Raw genomic sequence first — 26,593 nt, 5'->3', positions numbered from 1 at the left:
ATGCTCTCTCAAAATCGTTTATCAATCTTAATTTTATCCGTTCTGGGAATTATTGCGTTAAATTGCAATTTAAAAGCAATTGCTCAATCTATTATACCAGCCAATGATGGAACGGGAACAACAGTTAATTTAACTGGGGATAATTTTACCATTGACGGCGGTTCGCGATCGGGAGATGGAATCAATTTATTTCACAGTTTTGAGCAATTTGGCCTCACTTCTGGGCAAATTGCCGAATTTCTCAGTAACTCGCAAATTCAAAATATTTTAAGTCGCGTAGTAGGCGGCGATCCTTCCATCATTAACGGCTTAATTGAAGTCACTGGCGGGAATAGCAACCTCTATTTACTGAATCCGGCTGGGATTGTTTTTGGCATAGGAGCGAGTTTAAATGTTCCGGGGGATTTTACCGCCACAACTGCCACGGGAATTAGGTTTAGTGATAATGATTGGTTTAATGTTTTTGGGAGTAATAATTACGCGGAATTGAACGAAATTCCCACTCAGTTTTCTTTCGATCTAGAACAGTCTGGAACAATTATTAATTCAGGTCATTTAACGCTCTCAGCCGAACAAAATTTAACACTATTAGGAGGAGCAGTTATCAATACCGGAACTCTCGCAACAGAAGGCGGTAATATTCTCATTTCCGCCGTTCCCGGCAGGAGTACAATCCGTATTTCTCAACCGGGAAATTTATTAAGTTTGGAAATTGAACCGCCACGAGATAGTCAAGGAAATTTGCTGGCTTTTCAGGCGATCGATCTACCAGAATTATTAACAGGGACAGATACAGGATTAACAGTAAATGGAGATGAAAACGTACAATTTAACGATTCTGGAACAATTGTACCATTTTCAATAGGAACAGCACTTTCATCAGGAATTATCGATAGTTCAGGAACGACTGGACAAGGGGGAACTGTTCATTTTTTAGGCGATCGCGTTGCTTTGCTCGATAATGCCCGTATTGATGTTTCTGGAGCAACAGGAGGAGGAATTGCTCGTGTTGGAGGCGATTATCTTGGTCAGCATTCCCTTGCGTCTTTCGCCGACGCGGGGTCTGACCGCTATTTAGGAAGTGGAACTATTCCCAATGCTCGTTTTAACTTTGGCAGTGAAAATGTTGCCATTAATGCTAATGCTCGAAATATAGGCAATGGAGGCACTGTTATTGTTTGGTCGGATGAAGCAACTCGATTTTTTGGAAATATTAGCGCCAGAGGCGGGCAAAATGGCGGCAATGGAGGATTTATTGAGACTTCTGGAAAAGATTATTTAGATGTTTTTGGCGCTTCTATTGATGCCAGTGCCGTAGCGGGAAATGCGGGAGAATGGTTGCTCGATCCTCGCAATGTTATCATTACGAATGTTACTAGTGGTGGCAGTTTTGGCGGTGGCAATCCCAATACTTTTACTCCAACGAGCGACGATGCAACCATCAATGTTACAGATATTACGGGAATTTTAGGAGGAGGAACGAGTGTTACAATTTCAACGGGAAGTACGGGAAATCAAGATGGAAATATTACCGTTGCAGCAGCAATTAATCCGGGAGGAATTGGAGGGAGTCCAACCTTAACCTTTAATGCTGCCAATGATATTATTATTAATGCTCCTATTGTTAATGGAGATACGACCCTCGGCCACAAACTTAGTCTGACATTTTCCGCAGGAGGAGATATTGATGTTAATAGCAATTTGATAACAGTTGGAGGCAGTATTAATTTAACCAGTAGTGGGAATATTGACACAACGGGAGGAATTTTAGATACTTCTGAATTTCGCAATGCAGTACCTGCTACAGTTAATTTAACACCCGGTGATGTTACTCTCAATGCAGGAGGCTCGATAAGTACGGGAGCGATCGATACTTCCGCCGCTCAAACGAATGCAGTGTTTAATAGTACGGTACAAGCAGGCAACGTCACCGTTAATGCGGGCAGTACGATCGCAGTCAATGGTGCGATCGATGCTTCAGCAGACATTTCAGGAGGTTCGACTTATACGGCAACAGGAGGAATCGTTAATTTAACTTCGGGGACAACTCCCGGAAGCAGTATTTCTTTTGTCACAATTGATACTACTGCCCTGAGTAATAATGGAGGGAATACGGCAAATGGCGGTAATACAACCCTAACTGCTTACGGACTGGTACGAGGTTCGGGAACTCTTGCCAACGGAAACACTATCGATACTTCAGGGAACAATAGTTCGGGAGCAATTCGTATTACCCACGACGGGGGTTTTGATAATATTGATTTTACGGTAGGAAGTTCAACGGCAAATGGAACGGCGGGAGCGCTTAAAGCAACACCTCAGCTTGCTTCGGGGTCATTCTCCGTGCTACCGAATGGAGGCTCTGTCACGCCAGTTTCAGGAATTAATATTACATCAATTAACAGTCCGCCGACCCTCAGCACATTTTCAACGATGGTGGTGAATTCAGGCGATATTCTCACTTTAAGTTATACCGATTTAATGACTTTAGCCAACGATGTCGATGCGGATAATCTGATTCTGACTTTAAATAATTTTACCAGTCTCGGCACGTTAACGTTAAACGGCGTGACGGTGACAGGTTCTTCTATTACTATCTCTGCGGGGGATGTTCTTGTTTATACCCCTCCCAGCAATTTTTCTGGGACAATTGCGGTGTTTGATATTGGTGCTAATGATGTCGTCTCCAACTCGAATGAGATAACCGTCAATGTCAGTTCGTCGGAGTTTGATTCTGGTTTTTCTTGTACTCTCGAATGCAACGATCGCGACATACTCGAGACAATTCCCGATCCAGAAGGCGATCGCACCGGTGCATCTTGGTTGTTAGCGGCCTTTTGTCGAGGAGATAAACGCAGAAGCATCCATGCGATCGAAACCCTCTATAGCGAAGAATATGCCCGTTATTTAGAGTTGGATGCCCCCGACCCCTTAACCTTGCAACAGGTGCAAGCAGCCCTCAAAAATGCCGAATCTAAAACAGGGGTTTCTCCCAGTGCCATTTATCTTACTTTTTGTCCGAAATCTCTCACTCCACCTTTAGCGAGGGAAATACAAGGCGAAAAAGGAGTAGAAGAAAATGCTAAGAATCTTAGCGAAACACCTGAATCAGATATTCCTTTAGGAGAGGATCGCCTCCTGAGAGATGACGATCGCCTCGTCCTCATCCTCGTTCCTCCAGAAGGAGAACCCATTCGCCACGCCATCAATGCGACTCGAGGAGAAATGAGAGATATGGCGATCGCATTCCGAACAACTGTTACTAATGTACGTCGTCCTGATGCCTATCTCAAACCTGCTCAACAAATGTACGACTGGTTACTCGCACCTTTAGAGGAAGAACTCACCGATCTCGGCATTCAACATTTAACCTATATCGTCGATGCAGGCATTCGCACCACTCCTCTCGCCGCCCTGCACGACGGCCAAGGATTCGCGATCGAACGCTATAGTATCAGTCTCATGCCCAATATATCTGCCAGCGATTTGACTCCCCATCGTTTAAAAGACGAGAAAGTTTTGGCCATGGGAGCCGATCGCTTTGCAGAATTGCCTCCTCTCCCCGCAGTTCCCGTAGAACTCGAACTTATTGCTGAAGAAATCTGGCACGGCGATAAATTTCTCAACGAAGAGTTTACCTTAAAAACCCTGAATAGCGCTCGTCAAAATTCCCCTTACGGTATCATTCACCTCGCCACTCACGGCGACTTTCGTGCAGGTGACTTAAGTGAATCTTATATTCAGTTTTGGGATTCGCGTTTGAGTCTGGATCGCCTGCGAAATCTGCGTTGGAATTTTCCCTCTGTAGAAATGTTGGTCTTGAGCGCGTGTCGCACGGCGTTAGGAGATACTGATGCTGAGTTGGGGTTTGCCGGTTTAGCGGTGGCGGCGGGAGTGAAGTCGTCTTTAGGTAGTTTGTGGTATGTGAATGATGAGGGAACGTTAGGGCTAATGAGTCAATTTTACGCACAATTACAAGATGCTCCTATTCGTGCTGAGGCGTTGCGTCAAGCTCAATTAAAGATGCTTCGTCAAGAAGTTCGTTTTGAGGAAGGACATTTAATTAGTGGGGAAGAACGAGTGATTTTGCCTCCCGATCTGTCGGGGATCGACGATCGCGTTTTATCTCATCCTTATTATTGGTCGGCTTTTACAATGGTAGGAAATCCATTTTAACAATGAGCAATAAGCAATGAACAATTTTGGGATTCTACTTACTTTTTCTATTTTCTTTGCCAGACTTTGAGAACGAGTTTGAGAAGGTTGAGGAGTCTTTGAATTTTTTGCAGTTGTCCTTCTAGTTTGCTGTAGCGATCGCGCAGGTTGGCGCTTCCTTTTTGTGCCATGTAAATATAGCGCGGTGCTGGATGGAGGGAATTATAAAGGGTGCGATCGAGAGAAATCAGAGTTTTCGTTGCTCTAGCGATTGTTTTTCGCAAGCGGATAATTTTCCATGCGACATAGAAATTAATGAGAGCAAGGATGCAATTAAAAACAATTACAAAAATCAACATCTTAAAGTTATCACCGAAAAGCTAAAAAATAGAACCTTAATATCGAGAGATGATTTTAATAATATCAGTTTTTACCGCACTGCGCGATCGAAATCATCATCATTGGCGCGATCTTGGGAAAAATCTTAAGAGTGAATGACAGAAAACGAGAGAATCTGGGTAGGTTAACTGTAGAGACAAGAGAAACATAAAACTTAGCAAAAAAGAAAGATATTTTTTGCTGAGAATGGATTTTTATTGAGTTTTTTCTCTTCTTAAATTAAGAGTGGATAAGGAGGAAGTTAGATGAAACCCGTACTCAAAAACAAATTTTTACAATATTTCTATCATTGGCGCGATCGCGAAAATGGCTCTATCTGGATTCGTGTTCTCGTCCTTGCAATCCTAATTGGTGTGTTCGTGACAAAGACACTCCCTCAATTATTTACTCAAACAAGTCATGGTCGCCAAAGTGAAAGTCGTAATAATGTTGGAGCTATGGGTCGCGCTCAACAGGCTTTTTATTGGGAAAATAAACACTTTACAACCGATCTCGTTCAACTAGGTATAGGAATTCAATCAAAAACGGTGAACTACAAATATGAAATTATTGGCATCCCATCAGACAAACCTACAATTGTCAATAATTTAGCAATTCCTCTGCAAGATGGGCTTTTAGTCCATCTCAGTATTGTTGGAACAACAATAATTGATGGTGAGCTTGTATCAATTTCAGTGGGTTGCAAATCCAAAGAACCCACAGGAAAAAATCCTATTTGGGAAGGTCTTTCTATCAAAGAAGGCGAGAAAGCTCTTAGTTGCGATTGCATTACAGTAGGCGGTCAACGTTTAATTGATTTAAGTAAATAATTGACTCTATTTCACTGGATTGACAGTTAATGAAAGCCAAAAAAGAGGAAAATATAATGAAATTAGCATTAAGAATCAAATTCTTCCGGTATCTCAACGATCGGCGCGATCGCGAAAATGGCTCTATCTGGATTCGTATTCTCATCCTTGCGATCGCTTTGGGAATGCTCAGTTTCTTCCTACTGCCTAAATTTTTCGAAAATCAAGAGAAAGAAATGCTATTTTGTTGCCGTGGCTCTGAAGGTGCTAATAATGTGGCAGCAATGAATTATGCTCAACAGGAATTGTATTTAAAGAAGCAAATTTTTGCGATCGATCCAAATCAGCTACAAGCAAAGTTTCAGTCAAATATTGAGAAATATAAATATGAAATTATGGGGAATCCAAGGGATAAACTAACAGTTATCAATCATTTAGCAACACCGATTGTAGATGGAGAAAAAGCCTATCTTGGCATTGTCCGCAAAACGATTATGAATGATGACATCGTGACGATCGCGATCGCTTGTGAATCCGTGGAACCAACCGGAAAGAATCCAAATTGGATCGGTCTTCCCACTGAAGAAAATGAGGACAATATTAACTGCGATCGCGTTACTGTCGGCGGTCAGGGTTTGATTAATTCGGGTTTACTCTCCTTTTCTCGAGTAGGCGAACAAGAAAATATTCCCGAGAATGAACAAAAATAAGGAGGCGAGGAAAATGTAAATTGCGATCGCATTATCGTAAGCGATCGGCGTTTAATCGAACTGGGATATTAATTGATTACGATAGAAACAGTTTATTTGCAAAAAGCATACAAATACCTGTGGCTACCTCCAAAAAGATCGATCTAGTCAGAACTCCTCTCTTTGCCGAAATTTCCGCGCTTGGAGCGCGTTTTACAGACTTTGCCGGCTGGGAAATGCCCGTACAGTTTGCCGGACTCAAACAAGAACACGCCGCCGTGCGATCGCAGGTGGGAATGTTCGATATTTCCCACATGGGTAAGTTTATCCTCAAAGGACAGAATTTACTCTCCCATCTTCAACCCCTCTTTCCTTCCGATCTGGAACGGTTGCAAGCCGGACAGGCTCAATATACCGTGCTGTTAAACGATCGCGGCGGAATTATCGATGATGTCATTATTTATTATCAAGGAGAAGATGAGACGGGAATGCAATCTGGGGTTGCGATCGTCAACGCCGCAACGCGATCGCGAGATAAAGAATGGATGTTACAGCATTTGCAAACATCGGGCATTACCTTAGAGGATGTTTCTCTCGATCGCGTCTTGTTAGCAGTACAAGGACCCCAAGCGATCGCCGTCCTTAAACCTCTCATTAAAGGCGATATCGAGTCCCTCAAGGCATTTGAGCATCTCAACGCATCTATCGCGGGAGAGTCGGTATTTATAGCGAGGACTGGCTACACCGGAGAGGATGGCTTTGAAATTATGCTCGACCTCGAAGCCGGACGGCAATTATGGCGATCGCTTCTCGCCGCCGGAGTTACGCCTTGCGGGTTGGGGGCGCGGGATACCTTGCGCTTAGAAGCGGCGATGGCACTTTACGGACAAGATATTACCGATGAGACCACTCCATTAGAAGCTGGTTTAGGATGGTTGGTACATTTGCCCACCAAAGGGGAATTTATCGGACGAGAAGTTTTAGAACAACAAAAACAAAACGGACTCGATCGCAAGTTAATCGGTTTAGAAATGCAGGGGCGTTACATTGCCCGTCATGGTTATCCTATCCTTGTTGAAGGTGAAAAAGTCGGAGAAGTTACGAGCGGTACCCTGTCGCCAACTTTAGGAAAAGCGATCGCTTTAGCTTACGTCCCCAAGCGTTTTGCGAAAAAAGGGACGCTCCTCGAAGTGGAAATTCGCGGTAAAACCCATCCCGCGATCGTTGTGAAAAAGCCCTTTTATCGCTCTCCTCACCGGGCTTAGTGCAACTTTTTTCATATTTTTTATGGCGATCGCTCGAAATTTCGTAAAGTTTGTTTGCGATCGTGAAATAGATTCTCAAGGGATGGTAATGTAGAAATTGAAGCAGTTAAATGCTTCTTAAAAAAACGGCATCAACGATAGCAACAGGGCAAAAAACTCTGTTTTAATGAACTTGGTTCAATATCTAAGCTGTTTCAATTTCTTGGTATCTCATACCAACCTCCAAAAACCAGAGCAACATCTTACAAGAACACTCAAATTCTCTAAACTGAAAGACTGAGGGATATCTCTAAAGTTAACTGGAAAATCAAACTTCCGACTTAAGTAGACCCCTGAAAAACTTGAAGAAAGATAGAGAAAACCGAGCAAGTCTAGAAGAAAACGCTCTGGTTTTGAGTATTTCAGCCTAAGTAGAATTTTTTTTTGTTAAAGTAAAGTTTTATTGCAAATCTGGAATTCCGCGAAAAAACCTGCTAAATTAATAATTGAAGCAGTCAATAAATGAATGCTTCCCCGGCAGATAAACAGCCAAGACCAAATGGTCAAATTAACAAGACCAAACCAACAAGTAAGAGAGGTAAACAAAGCTGTTAATATCCTATCTGTCTCGCCAAACAAAAAAAAGTACAATAAGCAGTACGCTCACAAGAAAGCAAAATTTCCCTTAATAGCGATTCCGGGAGCCATACAACTGAAACTTGAATCCTGAGTGCACCTCTAATTAATCTCATTAAACTAGAGAGCAATACAACCCGAATTCAAGGTTTTGAATTTAACATTCAACTCAGTCGCAACTCCACATAGTATCGATTAATATCGGGAAGTCCCTTGCAAGTCTAGTCGAGGTACTGCTTTTGTCATGTTTAAATTTTTGTAGGTTGGGTTTTGTTCCTCAACCCAAATTATTATTCATGTCCCGCCATTGCACGACCGATCGCAGCAAAATCCGCCTCTGAAATTGCACTTTCATAAACAAACTTGCCTTCACTCATCACGAGAAGGCGATCGCTTAATTCCAATAACTCCTCTAAATCTTCACTAACCAATAAAATTGCCACCCCATTATTTCTAGCTGTAATCAAGCGATCGCGAATGTATTCAACGGCGGCAAAATCTAATCCCGTGCAAGGATTGGCCGCAATCAGAAGTTTAATTGTATGAGAAGAAAGTTCTCGTGCTAAAACTGTTCGTTGGATATTACCGCCCGATAAAGTAGCAATAGGGACATCTGGCGAGGGTGTGTTAATGGAAAATTGTGCGATTAAACTGCGTGCCATGCGACGAATTTCCCGGAAAATTAAGAGGAATTTCCAGCGAGTTTGCGGAGGGCGATCGAAGGTTCGTAACGCCATATTTTCTGCCACACTCATTTGAGGAACACAAGCATTTTGTAAGGGTTCTTCCGGTAGAGAAAAAACGCCGCGATCGCGCATTTCTTTGCGCGTCCCCTGATAAACTTCTCCACTTACCAAAACTCGCCCTCTCGTGGTGATGCGTTGACCTGATAGCACTTCAACTAATTCTTTTTGACCGTTTCCCGATACTCCCGCTATCCCAACAATTTCCCCCTTCGCGATCGCAATATTGACTCCTTTGACGGCTTCAAATCCATTATCTTTATTAGCGTGCAGATTACGAACCTCTAAAACAGGGATTTTTTCGAGGCGCTCGACTTTAATCGTTTCCTTAATTTTTCTAGCTTTTCCTAACATCATTTCTGCCATATCGGTAATAGATAAATCTTTCACTTTTCCCGATCCGATAAGTTTTCCTTTTCTCAATATCGTCACCTCATCTGCAAATGCCATCACTTCGCGGAATTTGTGAGTAATCAAAAGTACGCTTAATCGTCCTGCGGTCACTTCTTCCCGCAACAATCCTAAAATTTCATCTGCTTCTTGAGGCGTTAAAACAGAAGTCGGTTCGTCAAGAATTAAAATTCGACTTTTTAGATACAATTGTTTGAGAATTTCTAGTTTTTGCTTCTGTCCCGCAGCAAGTCGATCGACAGAAACCTTTAAAGGAAGATGGAAAGGAGAAGTTTTCATAAATGCAGTAAGATTTTTGTATTCCTGCTGCCAATTGATGAAAAATCCGCGATCGCGACGAGACAAAACCAGATTTTCCGCAACGGTCATGGCCGGAATCGAGGTAAACTGCTGATAGACCATCCCAACACCGAATTGATGAGCATCGTTCGGGTTCTCAATACGTCGCGATCGCCCGCCGATGAGAATGTCACCGCGATCGACATGGTAAAATCCCATAATACATTTAACAAGGGTGCTTTTGCCTGCGCCATTTTCTCCCAATAACGCTTGAAAGGTACCGGGTTTTACTTGCATGGATACATCATCCAAAGCGACGAAATGGCCAAAATGTTTGGTTATTTCGCGAACTTCTAACTCGGGGGGAGAAATGATATTTTTTTGGGAGAAAGTGGAGTGCGATCTCATTTTCTCAATCAAGAATATTACTTCTTAAAATAATACGTCTGCTGTATATTGGCAAAATTAATTGTATCAACCCCTACACTTTGTAAATAGTTCGCTAATTTAAAATCATCTGTTAATACCAAATACCGATTTCGGGCTAAATCTAAAATCCCACAATCTGTCAAACCAAATTTAGCAAACTTATCCATTTCACTGATTTTTTGACTTTCCAGATAAAACTCATCAATTCTAGAAAGTAGATCGGAAAATAATACTAAGCATCGAGAACGTTCAGGTTCTTTTAGTTGATTGATTAAACTATTAACTTCCGTGAGAATATTGGGTGTTGTAACAATTTTTGCAAAACTCTTAGTGATTTTTACCAAGACATCATAATCTTTAGCTGTATATTTTTCGGTTCGATCAAATTCAGAAATTCTCCGACGATTCACTCTTCCAACAAAGAGAACCAAGAGGATATTAGTATCAATTAAAAGCCCTTTTTGTTTGTAGCATTGTAGCAAATTGCTAATATATTTTTTCATGGCTTGCGTATTTTCATAGATTGAGCTTTTCCTGACACAGTATCAACTTTAATGAGTTTGTATTGTCGTTCTTGCTTTGTTACTTCAACAATAGGAAACAATGGATTTTCATCAGCCTCAGAACTGTTGTTGATGTCAAAACCTAGCGTGATTAACCAATATTTTTGATCTTCCGATAGTTCTACTTCTTCAAGTCGTAAGTTTTCAAGATTTCCTAGAAGATCTTGAAACGATTGTATATAATTAACCGCAGATTTCACAGCAGCACGAACATCATACCTAATTTCCATCTGTGACATAGTTTTTTTCAAGATACTAACTAATTAATCTTTCTATTGTAACATAAAATAGAGTTTATTAACATTTGAGATGCACCCAATTAGCGACGGCTTTCTCTGGGTTCTATCTCATTTCGTTCTGAATCCCGGTTAATAATCCTTTGAATTTCAGCACGATCGGGAACTTCTGCAAAGACTTTTCGCCATGCTAAAACTGTTTTTTTGCCAATTTCAACTTCCATTAATGGCTTAAGATTGTGTTGATTGGATTCCGAAAATTCAAGGCGAATTATCATATTTTCTGCGGGTGCATTGGCGAGAGCATTCGCTAATTCTGGTGCAACTTCTCCATCGTTGTAAGTATATTCCTCCTCATTAATCCTAAAATGAATAGCGTGAGGAGAATACTCAGAATAGCTCCAATTTTCTACCCGTTCGTTGACGACTTCAGGAAAAGAAATACTTTCCCATTTTTCCCTTCTATGATTGTAATGCCTTCGCGAACGATAGCGAATACGAGGAACGATAGAAACACTCTCAATAAAGCTATCTCGAAAGGTTAAACGAATGGCATTGCGACTCCACTGACTGACAAAATAATCGCGATCGCCGCCAATTCCTGTATGGCGATCGTTCACATACAAGCCATCGAAATTACTGTACTCTACCTCCGACCAAGAAACGCGATCGCGATAATTTACAAGAGAAGGTTCGACAGCAAAAGCGGGAGGTGTTGCCGCCATACTCAGGAGTGCTAAAATAGTAACGATTTGCTGTTTCATGGTGTTTCCTTGATGTCTGGAAGCTGATAAACTTACAGACGCAAAAATTGATGAATAGGTTCGTTTTGTGGGATTAATTTTTTCTCTCGATCGCAACAGCCCCGACATATTCCTCACCCAGATCGAGAGCCTCAAGTTGCCATCCTTCTACTATTTTCCCTTCAATGCGATAAATTTGAGCGGGTTCATCGGGTAAAAGAGAAACTTCAATATCTTTTAACCCGACAATTCCATCTCCTGTCGCCTTGAGAAAAGCCTCTTTGCGCGTCCAAGCCGTGAAAAATGCCCTTGAGGTCAAATTAGAGGGTAAACCTTGGATCTTCTCCCATTCTGCTTGACAAAAGAAACGCTGTGCCAATTTCAATGCGTCGGGAAGGGGGCGAATTTGTTCTACATCAACTCCGATCGCGCGATCGCGACTCACTCCATACAAAACCAAATCCCCAGAATGAGAAATATTGAATTGCACCTCGCCTCCTTTCAAAAAGGGTTTTCCTTTGGCAGAATAAACAAATTGCAAATTCTGAGGATTCTGTTGTAAATAGCGTCCCAATAGCACCCGCAATAATCCCCGGCCGAAGATATAGCGATCGCGATCGCGAGGGAAACAAAATCGCCCCGCCTTCGTTTTTTCATCCTCAGAAAGCAATTTTTCCAACTCCGCCACCGTCACGGGGGGAGATTTGACATCACACCGCCAAATGCGAACCTCTCCATCCGGTAAATGGAAAATTTCGGGGAGAAACTGCCAAAATTCATCTTTTGGTTTCATTCAATCAATTTTTGGTTTCATTCAATCAATCTTTCGTTCATAATGCAAAGAAGTGTGAGAGGAGTGAGACAAAATGAATCTATTACCCGGATCTGGCGATCGTCGCGACAACCCACCTCCCCAACGCAGACGCAATTTTTGGTTGCGGCTTTTACTTATTTTAGGGGTTGGAACCGCCAGCAGTCTCGCCATTATTTGGCTTCTCGTGCAGTATTTTCTCGCCCCTCGCTTTCTCAGTCCTCGGGTGGAAAATATCCTCGAAAATCTTCTTCAACGTCCAGTAGAATTGGGGGATGTTGAATCATTTTCTCTCACCGGATTGCGTTTGGGAAGAACGGTCATTCCGACAACAGCCGATCAACCAGATACTGCCACCGTACAAAGCATTCGCGTTCGCTACAATCCTCTCATCATTTTAACACAACGCAAGCTCAATTTAGATATTGCCCTCATTGAAGCCGATGCTTATCTCGAACAAAGAGAAAAGCGAAATTGGTTAGATATTCCTCCTTTTCCCAAAAGCGATTTTCCTATTAGCGTTAATGTTTCTACGGTTCGGGTATTTGATGGCAATTTAACTGCTGTTAGTCGCTATACTGATGGAGAGTTACAACCTCCCATTCGTGTGACTGCAACTCGGGCGATCGTACATCTTAAAGATAAATATGAAAATGTTACGATCGCAGCTTTAGAAGGATTTTTTCCTGAAGGAGGAGCCTTTTCCGTTCAAGGTGAAGGAACAGTTCCTGAAAAAAAGATTCCTAATTTAAAAGCGAAATTAAACTTAACAGCAAGTAATGTTAATCTTGCAGAATTCAAGAACATTATTCCTCTCCGTCTGGAGAATTATCAGATTGCCGATTTGCAAGGAGAAGCCGGAATTAATGCCAACATTGATATTGCCGGAAATCCTTTTTCTCTCGATAGTTTACCGTCAATTACTGGAGTCGCAACGATCGCAAAAATTGCCGTTGCTAGCGAACTCGTTTCTCAACCCTTGACAATTCCGCAAGGGACGATTCGCTTGCAAGGACAAAAAGCACAATTAGAAGAGATTACGGCTTATTTAGGAAAAATTGCGACAACTGTTAATGGAACGGTTTCCCGAGAATCTGGATTTGATGTTAGCGCGATCGTACAACCGGTAGAATTTTCGACGCTGTTTAAAACTGTCGAGATTAAACCTCCCAATATTTCTTTTTCAGGAGCCGTTGAAGTTGAGAGCCAATTAACCGGAGATTTTGATAATATTAAACTATCTGGATCGTTAAAAAATGCTTGTTCGCCGCAAAAAAGCTGCATTTCCCCTCAACTCGATCGCATTGCCTTAAAAACAATTAACGCCGATTTCGATATTGCGGTCAATCAACAAATTCTCACTGTGAATCGCTTTCTCGTTAATCCTGCTTTGGGGGGCGAAATTACTGGAGATGCAAAACTGAGATGGAAAGAGAAAAATGCGATCGCGAATATCAATGTTAATAATGTTTCTGCTACAAATTTTGCTAACCTTTACGAGATAAAACTGCAAGATTCGCCTTTTAATTTAGGGCGTTTGTCAGCGCGATCGCGAGTTTCCGTCCCTCTAGACAATTGGCAAGATTTTCAGGCAACAGTAAGCAGTAATATCCTTTTAGGAGAAGGTCGCGTTACAGTGAATAATCTTCGCGTAGAAAATAGGCGCTATAATGGCACAATTCTTGTTTCTGATATGGGTTTGGGTCAAGTTCTCCCACTTCCCAATGAAGTTCGCCAGCAAATCGGCAAAGCAAATGCTAAGTTTAATTTATCGGGTTCTCTAGAAAATTTTGCTCTCGCAGCAATTGTCGAAAATGCGATCGTTCGCGGTGATGCAATCCTGAATTTAGCAGGAGGAAAGGTACAAATTAATAATCTGAATTTTGCCAATAATCAATTCTCGACGATTGCACGTTCCTCTGGAGTCAATGTCGGAAAAATTATACCGATTTCTTTGCGCGATCGCTTTCCGTTACCACCTTTAGGAAATTTAGCTGGACAATTCAATATAAGCGGAAATTTAGCCGGATTTTTCCCGGAAAACGTCACGGGAACAGGGAAAATGAGTTTGGGAATTGCAGGTGGAGAAGGCAGCGCAACCGGCTTTAACTTTGCAAATGATACTCTCACGGCCAAGGTTTCTGCCGCCGATATTCAACTCGAAGAATTATCGAAACTGGTAGCATTGCCCGCCGATCTAAAAATCAACCGAAAATCCCTCGGTCTGGTTTCTGGAAATGCCGATATTAATTATCAATTATTAGCCACTAATAAACTCGCCTTCGATCTGGCTCAACTTTCAATTAAAGGGACAGGAAATATTAATCATTTGGCAGGAGGAACGGCACAAGCGAGTTTTAAGGTTAGCGAGGGAAATTGGCTGGCGAATATCGGTGCATCAGGAATTATCCCCAGTCGAATTACGCCACAAATTCCGCCCAATTTAGAAGCGATCGCAGCAGGAAATTTTAACATAACTGGATCTTTAAATGCCTTGAATTTACAAGAAATTCGCGCCACAGGAACAGGCTATATTAATGCCGTCGGAGGAAAGATTACCGCGAATAATATTGTTTTAGCCGAGGGCAATTTACAAACTAATCTCATTCCTCGCGGACTACAAGTCAGTCGCGTGTCTTCAGAGTTACGCGGAATTTTAAATGGGAATATCAATATTAATGCAAACTTAGCAGACTTTACACCCACTGCCTTAAATGCCAAAGGAACAATTAATTTGAGTGAAGGGGTATCCCTCATCGATCGCCCTCTCGAAGCGATCTTTGCTTGGAATGGGTCGCGACTGAACATTGAGAAAGCAACCGCCGCCGACCAATTAACAGCAGCCGGTTATCTGAATATCAATCTTATCGCGCTTTTGGAACGGGATATATTGGGGGCATTGGGAGAATTTAATTTTGATGCCAACCTACAGAACGTGGATCTCGCACGCTTTAAAACCGAAGTTGCCCGCTTTACTGCCTTGGGATTGGACAATGAAAGTATTCTCCTGTCTGGGTTTGTTGGATTTGCCGGGAACGTTTCGGGAACTCTGCGATCGCCTTCTTTGCACGGTCAAGTTTCCCTCGATAACGTTGCGTTGAATCAACTGGTTCTCGATCCGGTTCTTTCGGGAGAAGTCAATTTTGCAGCCGGAGAAGGCGGGAACGCAGATATACGCGGAACAAAAGATAAAATTACCGCAACCCTCGATCGCAACTATCTCCCGGAAACCTTTGCCGTAAAACTCGACGAATTTACCGCTACGGGAGAACGAGATGGGGATATTCTCAATGCAGCGATCGCGAATTTTCCCCTTGCCCTCGCCAAAGCAACCGCCCCTTTACACCTCTTCCCGCGCTTGGTTGCCGCACAACCCCTATCGGGCAATTTAGAAGGGAACTTTGCCATCGATTTGCAAACATGGTCAGCAGAAGGAAATATCGCGATCGCCGACCCGGTTTTCGGACCCCTAAACGGCGATCGCTTTAGCGGACAAATTGCTTATGCGAATGGCATGATTTCTCTCCAAGAGGGGGACTTTAGTGAAGGAGAAACCCAATATCTTCTCGATGCCCAGTTAAGCAAGATGTTTAGCGATCCTCAAATTCAAGGAGATGTACAGATTACCAATGGAGACATTCAGGATTTATTGAAAACCTTCCGCTTAAAAGATTTTCAGGACTTCTTACGCCTTGCCCGCACCCTTGAACGAGATGCCCCCGGAGATGCAGAGGACTTAAATACCCTTGCAGTTGGCTCTCTTGACGAAACCTCGATTCTCGATCGACTGCGCCGCCTCTCAGAAATTAACACTCTCCTCGACCTCCAAGAAGAAGAACGCCGCAAAGCCTTTCCCGTACCGCCTCTCGCAGACTTACGCGGAGATTTTGACGGCACGATTCAAATCTCAGCAAAACTGCGAGAAGGGTTTGACGGGGTGGATGCAGACTTCGATCTCTCGGGATTGGATTGGGACTGGGGTTCCTTTGCGATGGATACCGCGATCGCAAAAGGAAGTATAGAAAAAGGGCTGATTACGATCTTACCTTTGGAAGTGAGAGCCGGAGACGGATTCGTGCAAGCATCGGGAACCTACGGAGGAGAAGGGATTTCCGGTAAAGTAGACGTGACGGAATTTCCGATTATTCTCTTACAAGATTTACTACCCTTACCCCCAGCGATCGGTTTTGGCGGTCGTATCAATTTAACCGCTAACCTTTCTGGGACTCAAGAAAACCCCCAAGCCCGGGGTCGAGTCGATATTGCCGATGCTCAAATTAATGATACCGATGTCTATTCCGCCGAAGGCTCCTTCAGTTATAACAAAGCACGTTTGCGTTTTTCCGGCAAAAGCCTCCTCGCAGAAGAAGGTACTCCTCTCACTTTAACTGGGGCAATTCCCTATCGCCTGCCCATCCCGATCGCTTTACCGCCGGAAGATACTTCCTTAAGCGTGAAAGCGAATCTTAAAGATGACGGACTGGCAATTATTAACATTCTCACGCGCCAGCAATTGGCATGGGAAGACGGGAAAGGGAAAGTTGATGTTACAGTGAACGGTTTTATCGATCCCGATACCAAACGTTTAGTGAGATTAGTTGCCGATGGAAATATCATCCTAGAAGATGGAACTGTTAATTTACAAGTCATTCCCGACCCCATTACCGACCTCAATGGCGAAATTGCGCTCAACTTCGATCGCATCGATGTGAAGCAGTTAACGGGGAAATTTGGCGGAGGAGATATCGTGGCATCAGGCACTCTGCCCACCTTTTCGGCCACTCCTCAAGAAAACCCTTTGACGGTGAACTTAGAAACGTTAGCCTTGAACTTAAAAGGGCTATTGAGTGGGGAAATTCAAGGAAACGTGCAAATTGCCGGCAGTGCGATCGAGCCTAAAATTTCAGGCGCGTTGGAGGTGGCCAACGGTAGCTTACAGGTTTTGGGGGCTGCAGGGGCTGGAGGTGAAGGATTACCGGGAGGGAATAGCGCCCTAGCTGAAGCCGTTTCTTTTGATAATTTACAATTGACCCTCACGGATAACTTTGCGATCGAACAATTGCCGATTTTACAGTTTGTCGCCGGGGGAAGTTTTTGGGTAAATGGAACTTTGGCCGACCTGCAACCCCAAGGTACGATTAATCTCAGGCAGGGTTTTGTGAATTTGTTTACGACAACTCTGCGTTTAGATCGCAGCTATGAAAATATTGCCCGCTTTGTTCCCGAACGAGGATTGGATCCGGAATTAGATTTACTATTATTAGGGTCGGCCTTAGAAACGTCTCGTCCTGTGATTAGAAGCGACACCTTAACCTCTGAGGTTCGCGATACCCCCACAAATGTCGGTTCGGTACAAACTCTTCGCGTTGAGGCACAAGTGACAAGTACGGCGTTTGAGTTGGCAGATACCTTGAAAACATCGGCGGCGACGGGGGGACGGCCTGCGAACCAAATTCTCACTTTAAGGAGTAATCCGCGACGCAGCGAAACTGAGTTAATTGCCTTGTTAGGTGGTGGTTTTGTCAATGCTATAGCAGGAGGAGATAGTACGGCACTAGCAGGAGGGTTAGCAAATATTGCTGGGACAGCGCTTTTAGGGGGTGTAGAAGGTCAAGTTGCCGAGGCGTTTGGATTGGATAGTTTCAGTATTTTTCCGGCAGAGGTCATTGACGATACGGGGCGCACTGGGACTCTAGGGGTGGCGATGGAGTTGGGGAAAGATTTCGGGCGCAGGTTTTCGGTGTCGGTGTTGCAATATTTGACCCCACCGGATCAGCCAACCCGTTTTAATACCCAATATCGCTTAAATAATAATTTTACAGTGCGCGGTTCGACGGATTTTTCGGGGGATAGTCGCCTTTCTGTTGAGTTTGAAACGCGGTTTTAAAATTGGGTAATGGGTTGTCATTGTTCATTGATTACCAAGGTGTACCGATGAGGGTAAATCCGCTCCAATAATAAGGATGGGAGAAATTGCGATCGCCCAATTTTGCTAATTCTTCCCCCACGGGAAAACTGCCCGTCGGAGTCAATAATGCTTCCTCTTCTAAACGGACGCTGCGATCGAGTAAAGACATCTGCGATCGCCGCACGGCTTCGGCTTTAATCGGTGCTTCTTTTAACTGGGCGTAAAAGTTCGTCATAAAACCCAACGTTCCCACATCATTCACTCGCCACAGCGTCCCCAATGCAGATTTAACCCCCGCCATCACCGCCAGTCCCGCAAATCCCAACTCGGCTTCCACATCCCCTAACGCTGTCTGACAAGCACTCAAAACAATCAATTCTACGGGAGGATCGTGGAGTCCCAATTCTCGCAATTGATGCAATCCTAACTTACCATCCCCCAATTGAATGTAAGAATCTTGGGGGGTTCCCGATTGAAAACTCCCGTGAGTTGCGAGGTGAATCATACCGTAAGGGGTTTGGCGGCGGGCATCTCGCAAGCGATCGGCGGTAAAGTCTTCATCGCGAAAGGCAACCCCTTGCCACAATTCTCCCGTTAGGATATCTAATTCTGCCGAAGCGGCGGGTAAGGGTTCTTGATCGGCAAATTTTTCGGCTCCCATGGCCAGCAAACCCAAGTTACGAATATCGACATAACTGAGATCTGTTAAAGACATACTGGGCATGATACTCACACTATAGCGCTCGATGAGAAAATCTTCACCATTGTGAAAAGCTGCCACGGGTAGAGAACGCAATCCTGTATCGAGAAGGAAGGTTAAATGCGCGATTTCATGCTTTTCGAGATCTGCTTCAAGGGGTGCGATGATCCATTGATACCATTTTTGAGCAGATTTTAAATAAGCATCGGGACGGCGTGGATTTGTAACGGTTTGACGCAACTGTCCGGCAATATTATAAGCATGTTTGCGAGGGATTCCGGTCGGATAGAGCATGGCATCCCCAGAAGGAGGAACGAGAAGAAGATAGAGCAAATCTGTATTGGCTTGAGGTTGAGGAGTCTCGGTATTGCCCAAAGCAGGAACGAAAATGGCATAAATGAGGGCGGGTTTAATCCCTGTTTTTTCCATAACTTCTCTGAGGCTGTCTTGGGCTTGAGTGAGTGTCAGACCTTCATCTTCACTATCTTGTTCTACGTTTCCTCCATTTTGCCCCGATGATAAATTTCCTGCATTCATCTCCGCCGTATTATCGGTATCGCTTTGAGAATCTGAGGTAGATTTGGATTCTTTGGTACTGTCTGACGAAGTTGCCGTATGGTTACCGCTATCGGAATTATTGGCAGCGATCGCATCTCCCGTCGTGGCGGAATTCTGAGAAGACGAAGTTACCGTATGGTCACCGCTATTGGAATTATTGGCAGCGATCGCATCTCCCGTCGCGGCGGAATTCTGAGAAGACGAAGTTACCGTAGGGTCGCCGCTATCGGAATTATTGGCAGCGATCGCATCTCCTGTCGTGGCGGAATTCTGAGAAGCAGACGAACGACTTGTAACTTCTCCTGAACTGCTATTGGCGGCAGAATTACCCGGATTTCCTCCCGTGACTGAAGCGTTATTGTTGGTAGGAGAGGGATTACTTTGAGAACTCAAAACCCCTGTTCCCGATACACTATTGTTTGCAGCAGATGCAGCGATATTTCCTCCTGTTGTCGAAGAATTATGGGTGACAGAAGAAGCGATCTGAGATCCCGAGCCGATTCCTGAATTGCTATTTGAGGCAGAAGTGCCAGTATTTCCCCCTGCTGTAGGAGTACTAGCATTTGCCGTTCCCGATGGCGATAAATCTGTTAAATTACCGCTTGCAAAATACTGTTGAAATTCTCCGGTGAGTGCTTGCTCGCTTTGAGCGAAGAAAGCGGCTGGGTTTGATATTGCCGAACTTGAAGTCAGCGAAAGAGGGGTCGAAACAGAAGATTTAGGAAATTTTACCAAGTCAACAAGGTTGGTAAAAGAGATACTAGGTGTTGTGGGTTGAGATACTGTTTCTTGTATGAGAGGAGGCGGTGATGCGATCGCGGTCTCTTCGACAAATTCAATGCGCTCATAAGCGCCAATATCCACCGTCCCCTCAGAAATGCGCGTTTCACCGCGTTGATCCGTAGAAACTGCTGTCAAGCCGTTATTGCCTGCATTGAGCGCCGGGCTATTATCAAGTAAGGCATGAGTTTGAGTTGCACCGCCATTGTTCGCTAAAGGAGCAAGTCGAGGATCGATGCCTTTCAGATTATTGATATCTGTCAGAAAATTGGTAATTCCCGTCTTATCTTCGAGCAAACTGTATTGCAAATGAATGTTAGGGGAAGAGATATCGTTACCCGTGCCACTGGCTGTATTTCGAGCGATGATAGAATTGGCAATATCAAAAGTACCAGTATTGGTGTAAAGACCGCCGCCATTGTTACCCGACGTGTTAAACGCGATCGTGCTATTCCGGATCGTGCCTCCATTTATACTCGCAACCCCACCTCCGAAACCCGTGCTAGAATTTCCCGATATTGTCGTATTGGTTAAATTGACGGTATTTGCTAGAATCCCTCCCCCATGAGAATTACTCTCATTGCTCGATATTGTACTGTTAGTCAAAGTGACAACATTGATACCGCGAAGTCCGCCCCCGTAGCGATCGCTCGAATTATTGGCGATCGTACTATTGGTTAACGTAACATTAGCACTGCGAAGTCCGCCCCCATCGCGACCGCTCGAGTTATTGGCGATCGTACTATTGGATGCTGTAATGCTAGTCGTTGCAGCAATTCCCCCCCCATCGCTGTTTGCACTTAAACTCGAGTTATTGGATACCGTGCTATTGACGAGATTAACAGTTCCACCTGCATAAATACCACCGCCACTGCTCATATTAGCGGTATTATTCAATACTTGACTATTGCGAAGATAAATGTTTGTTCCGCGAATTCCCCCACCTAAATTACTCGCTGAATTTCCCGATACTGTACTATTAATCAGATCGATGGCATGTCCGGCAATTCCACCTCCGTTACTGACCGTTGAAGTGTTATTTGAGATCGTGCTATTACTAACCGTCAAAGTCCCCATTGTTCCTTGATGCCCAATTCCTCCTCCTGCTCCCACCGTCCGACCATTACGAATGGTTAAATTATCAAAGGTAATATTTGCCGCTCCGGTAGAAATATCAAACACTTGAACGGTATTATTACCACTAATTTCAATATTATTTGTCCCGCCAGTAATCGTTAAATCGCCTCCTGTTCCATCAATATTTAAGGTCGAAGCTAAGGTAATGGTCATGGAAGAATCAAAGCGAATTTCATCATTGCCAAATCCCGTCGCGATCGCATCATTATGATTGGCATTGGTATTGGTTGCCGCGATCGCTTCTCGTAAAGTTACGACCCCATCAACTGCGTCAACATCAAGGTTACTATCAACAGTTAACACGGCCAGCGTATCTTGAAACCCATTCAAAGTATCCTCGCTAAAAGCTAAATTAGCCTCAATATTCCCCGTACTCTTTTCGAGAACCCAATTTCCCCCAAGATTGCTATTTCCAGTTAAATTAGTGGAAGCTGCAACATCTGCGCCGGTTTCCGTTGCGATCGCTTCAATCAATACATTGCCAGCCTCTCCCAAAGCCGTCAAACAACTATAAAGCAAGATATCTGCGTTAGCACTTAACCCTTCTCCCCACGATCGCAATTCTTCCCGATACTCATCGATATTATTCGCACTGACAAAATCGCTTCCCAGCCAAAAATTCCCGGCATTCCCTTCAGAAATAATGTGAATTTCATCGACTTTTGGCTCATTTCCCCCCATGAGTGTCAAGCGATTAGAAATGGTTGCAATTCCTCGCTCTTCTGGAGTAATGGCAACCGTGACAGTTCCCGGTTTTCCCCCATAGAGAAAGTCTTGATGATTTTCTATTGTCGCATCAACGAAGACATACGCGAAAGGATCTTGCGGCGTTTGTTGAAATTTTGTTACCGTTGGCGTGCTATAAATGCCATCTCCTGTATCGATCCATGTGGCTTCAGAGCGATCGACTCTCACTTGATTGGCTGCCGCTAAATTAACATTTTCTGCCGTCAGTTGACCCATGAGAGAAACATCGCCGTGATGCCACTCCATTTCCAGCCCTCGTGCCTCAATGATATTATTTTCATGGGCAGTAACTTGGGTAGCGGCTTGTACTTGCGTTCCCGTGAGCAACTCTGGCAGATCGAGAGGGGTAATGCCATTTTCTAGGGCTTCTGCGGGAACTTCCAAACTCAACAGATTTCCCGGTTGAGAAATTCGCACCCATTTTTCCCCCGGAACCGCCGCAACGGTAAGAGAGCCTCCCGATGCTTCTAATGTACCGGTATTGAGGACGCTACCCCCGATAAGGGTTAAATTTTGTCCTTGGGGAACCGCGAGATTACCCGCATTGACGATCGCCCCGGGTTGTTCGCTATCAAAGGCAAAGCGAGTGGGATTTCCGACTAAATTTTGATAGTCATTACTGCCAAACCCGTTAAACCAATTATCTCCCAAACCAATTCTCGTGGCTGTTGTGGCCGTAAAATCCCCCGGAACATTTAAACTTGCTTGAGCGCCAAAAACAATCCCGGCAGGATTCATGAGTAATAAGTTAGAATTTCCTCCTGTCACTTGAATTAGTCCGTTAATTAAAGAAGGATCGCCCCCAGTCACGCGACCGAGAATATTTTGAATATTGGGTGCGGAGAGAAAATTAACAATCTGTCCCGCATCAAGACCAAACTCCTCGAAACTATGGAATAAATTGCGTCCATCTCCGGATAATTGCCCGCCTTCAATATTGAATTGCTGACCGTTAATGGTAACAATTGTCCCCGTCCCATCGATCTCTGGCACGATGCCCCAAGCCGAGAGCGGTGCGATCGCTGTTGCGCTTAAAGCTAAAATGGGAACTGTATAGAGAGAAAATATCGATTTTGGGGAACTAGATTGGGAAGGAGATATCATGGGTTTGGTCTCTGAATACCAATAGAAAGTAATTTTTTCCTGTCTCAAGTATGGGTTTATAAAATTTGTTATGGCTGCGATCGCGATCCCAAGAAGGTCATTCCTTGAGAATACCTTGATTTTTGAGCGAACATAATACTAATTGTCAAGATTTGAGTTGACTTTTGATAATATTAATGAATCAATCGGTCGGGCTATATTTTACTTATAGCGCTCCATTATGAATTTCTTGTGAATGTCGCAAAACTTCGCGATCTCAGTAAAAATAATGATAAAAGTTGCGTTGCATCCGAGTTTTACCGGATCGATAATTATAATTCCGTATTTCTCGCGAGATTTTCCGTAGGAATTGCCAAGTTCAGTGAATTACAAATCATGCGTTTATAAAAAAAAGGAAGAGAATAAGCATCTCTTCCTTCTTTTTGAATTGGGTTTGATTTTTGCTGGGATTTTCGAGTTTGTTTTTGGCTTTGAATAGATTCTCCTTTGAGCTTTTTCCGCAACATTTGCTGTTGTTTTTTCAGTTGTCGCTGTCGTGCCGAGCCGCCTTTCCCTTTATCATTGCGGCCTCGACGGCGAGGCGACTCCCATCGCTTCAGTCTCATGGCGATCTTTCCTTAATTGTCTTACTCGTGTAACATAACACGATTTTTAGGGAATCGCAACAACCCTGTGACAGCATTCAATCTGTAATATAACGCCACCCTTCCGGTTCGTATTCTCGTTGAATTTTCACCAACCAGTCTCCTTGTGGAACGGCGATCGCATGATGTTCTTCATGAGTTAAAGTTGCCGTATCGGATAAAACTCGCAGGTAAAGCGTCCCTTCTTTTTCGTATAATTCTGCTTCGCCGTTGCTGATGCGATGAGAATGTCCGGTGACTTCGCCTTCTGCGAGGGTGAGATGAGTAAGTTTTTGTCCCGTCGCTTCTGGGACGGGTTGCAAGAGTACGTCGCCTTGTCGAATGGGTTGCATAATTTTTGGCTGAATGAGCAAGATTGATTTTCCGATCGTAGCGAATTGTTCAGAAAACTTCAATGCGTCCGTCATCGTGCAGATAAATAGAAGTATCTCCTTCAATTCTCCCCCCCGGAAGAATTTCGACTTGTAATAAGCGATCGCCAATTTGCTCGGCATTGAGAATTAATTTGCCCCCTTCAGTATCCCAAAAAATTAAAGATAAATTGGGTTTTACGGTTCCCCCCCAAAAAAACGGCGACATTCCCCCCGGGAATAACAATATCGGCTCCGTACCGCCCAATTGCTGCACTTCGATGGGAATTGCCGTGCGGTTAATCACTTCAACTCGAATCGTTTGTCCTGGGGTAAATTGTAAGCGAGGCGGGACGCAACTATTTTCCGCCGTACAGGTTTCCGCGATCGCAAAACCCTGACCCCATAATAAAGATGCCCCCAAAACCCAAGAAAAATATTTCATCGGTTATTCGTTATTAGTAATTTAGTGATTAGTTGTGGGAAAATTGCACTCTCTTTTCGCTGCTAATACCCTTTAAATTTTAATCGCACTGGGTTCATTGGGAGCCGCCGCAATACGACGACATCCCGACTCGGGCATCGCCCATTGATAGCGGCATTCTTGAGGATTTCCCCAACACAATCCGAGATATAGCTCATCAAGGGTGGCATCCATTTCAGCCCATTCTGCTTCCTTGGCTAACTCCTCGACCATTTCTAAGGTTATGCGCTGGCGTTCTTGACCCAATAACCATAATTTTAAATTGCGGCTGCGATCGCGCCAAAACTGTAGCACCGATTCTTTTGAGGATTGTAAAATTTCTTTATCTTCAGGAATGGCAGCCAGTTGATTGTGCAGTTCGGGATAAGAGATACTTTTGCCTTGAAACAGACAAGTTCGCCAAATCAAACCCGAAACTTTATATTGATGCTGATACTCGTGGATTTGTTCGCGAAATTCTCGATAGGCATACACTTTACTAATTTTATCCTGACCCAATGCCAAGGAAAGGACGGGATCGTTAAAGCGCTCTTCTGCTGAGAGTAAAACGCGCTGACCTTGCCAACTGGCTTGCATTTCGCGATCGAGAATGGAAATCAATTGTTGGGTGGTATATGCCATCGGTCTCCTTATCCTGCAAATGTTCTCGGCATTTACGAGACATGATAGCGCCGATCTTAAATAATCAAGGAAAATTATTCCATTATTAATGATGGCGATGGAGAGGAGAAAGTTGGTGCGATCGCGATAAGTTTATGCTTAAATTTGCAGGATGAGAGGGCGATCGCGCTGAAAAAGAGGAAAGAGTTATGATTAAAGTTAGGTGTATTTTATTCAATTGGAAACTTAATCAAAATAAAAATGGATGTGAGATTAATCGTTCTTCCTCTCATTCTCATGGGAGCGGGAATTATGTTTGTTTCTATTTTAAAAGTTAAAAAAATTTTGCTTTTATTTCCAGATTGGCAAGAACAAAAACAATGGAAATTTTTATATTTGTTAATGATTTTTTTCCTATTGGGTTATTCTTTTGCCATTTATCTCATTCTCACAGAGATGTATTCTCTTATCCCTCTCCTTATGGGAGTTGTTTTTTTCTTTGGTGCGTGTTTTGTTTTATTAAGCGTGCGAATTTATTATCACAGCTTATTTATTAAACAAGAAAAATATCGTCAGGCAAAAAACAATGCTGAATCAAATTTGAGAAAATTGAAACAAATGCAAATGCAGTTAATTCAAAATGAAAAAATGCTCAGTCTCAGTCGTTTAGTGGCTGGAATTGCTCACGAGATTAACAATCCGATTTCTTTTATTCATGGTAATCTCATTCATGTTGAAGAACATATAAAAAATTTATTAGTTTTAGTTAATTTATATCGCGATCGCTATCCCCAAACGCATTCAGAAATTGAAGAGTTGATACAGACAATCGATCTGGATTATTTAGAAATAGATATACCTGATATTCTCATTTCTATGCAAAAAGGGACAAATCGCGTGCGAGATATTGTTAAATCACTCCGTAGCTTTTCTCGTTTAGATGAAGAAAAATATAAAATAGTTTCTCTTCAAGAAGGATTAGAAAATACCCTCAGTATTTTACAAAGTTACCTGAAAGCAAAAAAAAAATTCCCTCAAATTGATATGATAACAAACTATAGTATCTTACCTCTAGTAGAATGCAATCCGGGAGAAATCAATCAAGTTTTTCTTAATTTATTAGTGAATGCTAGTGAAGCGATCGCTCGAAAAGTCGAAAATTCAACCGAGCGAGAATCCGGTAAAATCTGGATTGCCACCGAAATGATTTCTCAAGATCGGGTGAGAATAACGATCGCCGATAATGGTATGGGCATCGAAACAGAAATTCGCGATCGCATCTTCGATCCTTTCTTTACCACCAAATCTCTCGGACAAGGAATGGGACTAGGACTTGCGATTAGCTATCAAATTATCGTCGAAAAACACAAAGGGAGCCTACAATGCTTTTCGACTCCTCAAAAAGGCACAAAATTCATTATCGAACTGCCAACACGATAGGGATGAGTTGTTCGG

17 protein-coding genes are annotated in these 26,593 nt (G+C 43.4%); 6 read left to right on the top strand and 11 right to left on the bottom strand.

Translation table 11 applies throughout. The features are described from left to right. The gene (locus tag AC6RV6_RS03495) at nt 1-4,176 is read left to right on the top strand and encodes a CHAT domain-containing protein (protein ID WP_500238928.1); all 4,176 of its coding nucleotides are present in this window, start codon (nt 1-3) and stop codon (nt 4,174-4,176) included. Nucleotides 4,177-4,223: 47 nt separating this feature from the next. Here AC6RV6_RS03495 and AC6RV6_RS03490 read toward each other — a convergent pair whose 3' ends face one another. Then, on the bottom strand, nt 4,224-4,514 hold the full coding sequence (locus tag AC6RV6_RS03490) for a hypothetical protein (protein WP_500238926.1): 291 nt from the start codon (nt 4,512-4,514) through the stop codon (nt 4,224-4,226). 285 nt (nt 4,515-4,799) lie between these two features. Between AC6RV6_RS03490 and AC6RV6_RS03485 the strand changes: the two genes are divergently transcribed. From AC6RV6_RS03485 to gcvT, 3 genes are all read left to right on the top strand, one after another. Beyond that, complete coding sequence (locus tag AC6RV6_RS03485) at nt 4,800-5,363, top strand: type IV pilin-like G/H family protein (protein ID WP_500238925.1); 564 nt, start codon at nt 4,800-4,802, stop codon at nt 5,361-5,363. A gap of 56 nt (nt 5,364-5,419) precedes the next feature. After that, nucleotides 5,420-6,052 (top strand): type IV pilin-like G/H family protein, encoded by a 633-nt coding sequence (locus tag AC6RV6_RS03480; RefSeq protein ID WP_500238924.1) that lies wholly within the window; start codon nt 5,420-5,422, stop codon nt 6,050-6,052. A gap of 119 nt (nt 6,053-6,171) precedes the next feature. After that, nucleotides 6,172-7,296 (top strand): glycine cleavage system aminomethyltransferase GcvT, encoded by a 1,125-nt coding sequence (gcvT, locus tag AC6RV6_RS03475; RefSeq protein ID WP_500238922.1) that lies wholly within the window; start codon nt 6,172-6,174, stop codon nt 7,294-7,296. Between the two features lie 905 nt (nt 7,297-8,201). Here gcvT and AC6RV6_RS03470 read toward each other — a convergent pair. The 5 genes from AC6RV6_RS03470 to AC6RV6_RS03450 all read right to left on the bottom strand — a co-directional run bounded on the left by AC6RV6_RS03470 (nt 8,202) and on the right by AC6RV6_RS03450 (nt 12,108). Then, entirely contained in the window at nt 8,202-9,752 is a 1,551-nt protein-coding gene (locus AC6RV6_RS03470; protein ID WP_500238921.1) for an ABC transporter ATP-binding protein, read from the bottom strand. Nucleotides 9,753-9,769: 17 nt separating this feature from the next. Next, nucleotides 9,770-10,276 (bottom strand): PIN domain-containing protein, encoded by a 507-nt coding sequence (locus tag AC6RV6_RS03465; RefSeq protein WP_500238920.1) that lies wholly within the window; start codon nt 10,274-10,276, stop codon nt 9,770-9,772. Beyond that, complete coding sequence (locus tag AC6RV6_RS03460; RefSeq protein ID WP_500238919.1) at nt 10,273-10,575, bottom strand: hypothetical protein; 303 nt, start codon at nt 10,573-10,575, stop codon at nt 10,273-10,275. The genes AC6RV6_RS03465 and AC6RV6_RS03460 overlap by 4 nt, the downstream gene beginning before the upstream one ends. Before the next feature lie 80 nt (nt 10,576-10,655). Further along, the gene (locus AC6RV6_RS03455; RefSeq protein ID WP_500238918.1) at nt 10,656-11,336 is read right to left on the bottom strand and encodes a hypothetical protein; all 681 of its coding nucleotides are present in this window, start codon (nt 11,334-11,336) and stop codon (nt 10,656-10,658) included. 73 nt (nt 11,337-11,409) lie between these two features. Then, on the bottom strand, nt 11,410-12,108 hold the full coding sequence (locus AC6RV6_RS03450) for a 4'-phosphopantetheinyl transferase family protein (RefSeq protein WP_500238917.1): 699 nt from the start codon (nt 12,106-12,108) through the stop codon (nt 11,410-11,412). Nucleotides 12,109-12,181: 73 nt separating this feature from the next. On the opposite strand from AC6RV6_RS03450, the gene AC6RV6_RS03445 reads away from it, so the two are divergent. Next, on the top strand, nt 12,182-18,013 hold the full coding sequence (locus AC6RV6_RS03445) for a translocation/assembly module TamB domain-containing protein (protein WP_500238916.1): 5,832 nt from the start codon (nt 12,182-12,184) through the stop codon (nt 18,011-18,013). A 31-nt stretch (nt 18,014-18,044) separates the two neighbouring features. Here AC6RV6_RS03445 and AC6RV6_RS03440 read toward each other — a convergent pair whose 3' ends face one another. The 5 genes from AC6RV6_RS03440 to AC6RV6_RS03420 all read right to left on the bottom strand — a co-directional run bounded on the left by AC6RV6_RS03440 (nt 18,045) and on the right by AC6RV6_RS03420 (nt 25,159). Next, nucleotides 18,045-23,060, bottom strand: a complete 5,016-nt coding sequence (locus AC6RV6_RS03440; RefSeq protein WP_500238915.1) for a CHAT domain-containing protein — start codon at nt 23,058-23,060, stop codon at nt 18,045-18,047. A gap of 311 nt (nt 23,061-23,371) precedes the next feature. Beyond that, a complete protein-coding gene (locus AC6RV6_RS03435; RefSeq protein ID WP_500238914.1) occupies nt 23,372-23,665 on the bottom strand; it encodes a hypothetical protein in 294 nt (97 codons plus the stop codon). Between the two features lie 77 nt (nt 23,666-23,742). Then, a complete protein-coding gene (locus tag AC6RV6_RS03430; RefSeq protein ID WP_500238913.1) occupies nt 23,743-24,036 on the bottom strand; it encodes a DUF8820 family protein in 294 nt (97 codons plus the stop codon). Between the two features lie 49 nt (nt 24,037-24,085). Next, the gene (locus AC6RV6_RS03425; protein ID WP_500238912.1) at nt 24,086-24,499 is read right to left on the bottom strand and encodes a hypothetical protein; all 414 of its coding nucleotides are present in this window, start codon (nt 24,497-24,499) and stop codon (nt 24,086-24,088) included. A 72-nt stretch (nt 24,500-24,571) separates the two neighbouring features. After that, nucleotides 24,572-25,159 (bottom strand): hypothetical protein, encoded by a 588-nt coding sequence (locus AC6RV6_RS03420; protein ID WP_500238910.1) that lies wholly within the window; start codon nt 25,157-25,159, stop codon nt 24,572-24,574. Between the two features lie 240 nt (nt 25,160-25,399). Here AC6RV6_RS03420 and AC6RV6_RS03415 point away from each other — a divergent pair, with 240 nt between their 5' ends. Beyond that, complete coding sequence (locus AC6RV6_RS03415; protein ID WP_500238909.1) at nt 25,400-26,578, top strand: sensor histidine kinase; 1,179 nt, start codon at nt 25,400-25,402, stop codon at nt 26,576-26,578. Nucleotides 26,579-26,593 lie beyond the last annotated feature (15 nt).

The organism is Spirulina sp. LEGE 11439 (assembly GCF_059821285.1).
This window is presented reverse-complemented; position numbering and strand designations above follow the sequence as displayed.

Bases quoted from the DNA above. Each gene is read 5' to 3' on its own strand.
- AC6RV6_RS03495 (WP_500238928.1), top strand. From the start codon at position 1: ATGCTCTCTCAAAATCGTTTATCAATCTTAATTTTATCCGTTCTGGGA.
- AC6RV6_RS03415 (WP_500238909.1), top strand. From the start codon at position 25,400: ATGGATGTGAGATTAATCGTTCTTCCTCTCATTCTCATGGGAGCGGGA.
- AC6RV6_RS03490 (WP_500238926.1), bottom strand. From the start codon at position 4,514: ATGTTGATTTTTGTAATTGTTTTTAATTGCATCCTTGCTCTCATTAAT.
- AC6RV6_RS03435 (WP_500238914.1), bottom strand. From the start codon at position 23,665: ATGAGACTGAAGCGATGGGAGTCGCCTCGCCGTCGAGGCCGCAATGAT.
- AC6RV6_RS03465 (WP_500238920.1), bottom strand. From the start codon at position 10,276: ATGAAAAAATATATTAGCAATTTGCTACAATGCTACAAACAAAAAGGG.
- AC6RV6_RS03485 (WP_500238925.1), top strand. From the start codon at position 4,800: ATGAAACCCGTACTCAAAAACAAATTTTTACAATATTTCTATCATTGG.
- AC6RV6_RS03460 (WP_500238919.1), bottom strand. From the start codon at position 10,575: ATGTCACAGATGGAAATTAGGTATGATGTTCGTGCTGCTGTGAAATCT.
- AC6RV6_RS03470 (WP_500238921.1), bottom strand. From the start codon at position 9,752: ATGAGATCGCACTCCACTTTCTCCCAAAAAAATATCATTTCTCCCCCC.
- AC6RV6_RS03430 (WP_500238913.1), bottom strand. From the start codon at position 24,036: ATGCAACCCATTCGACAAGGCGACGTACTCTTGCAACCCGTCCCAGAA.
- AC6RV6_RS03480 (WP_500238924.1), top strand. From the start codon at position 5,420: ATGAAATTAGCATTAAGAATCAAATTCTTCCGGTATCTCAACGATCGG.
- AC6RV6_RS03445 (WP_500238916.1), top strand. From the start codon at position 12,182: ATGAATCTATTACCCGGATCTGGCGATCGTCGCGACAACCCACCTCCC.
- AC6RV6_RS03420 (WP_500238910.1), bottom strand. From the start codon at position 25,159: ATGGCATATACCACCCAACAATTGATTTCCATTCTCGATCGCGAAATG.
- AC6RV6_RS03440 (WP_500238915.1), bottom strand. From the start codon at position 23,060: ATGATATCTCCTTCCCAATCTAGTTCCCCAAAATCGATATTTTCTCTC.
- AC6RV6_RS03425 (WP_500238912.1), bottom strand. From the start codon at position 24,499: ATGAAATATTTTTCTTGGGTTTTGGGGGCATCTTTATTATGGGGTCAG.
- AC6RV6_RS03455 (WP_500238918.1), bottom strand. From the start codon at position 11,336: ATGAAACAGCAAATCGTTACTATTTTAGCACTCCTGAGTATGGCGGCA.
- AC6RV6_RS03450 (WP_500238917.1), bottom strand. From the start codon at position 12,108: ATGAAACCAAAAGATGAATTTTGGCAGTTTCTCCCCGAAATTTTCCAT.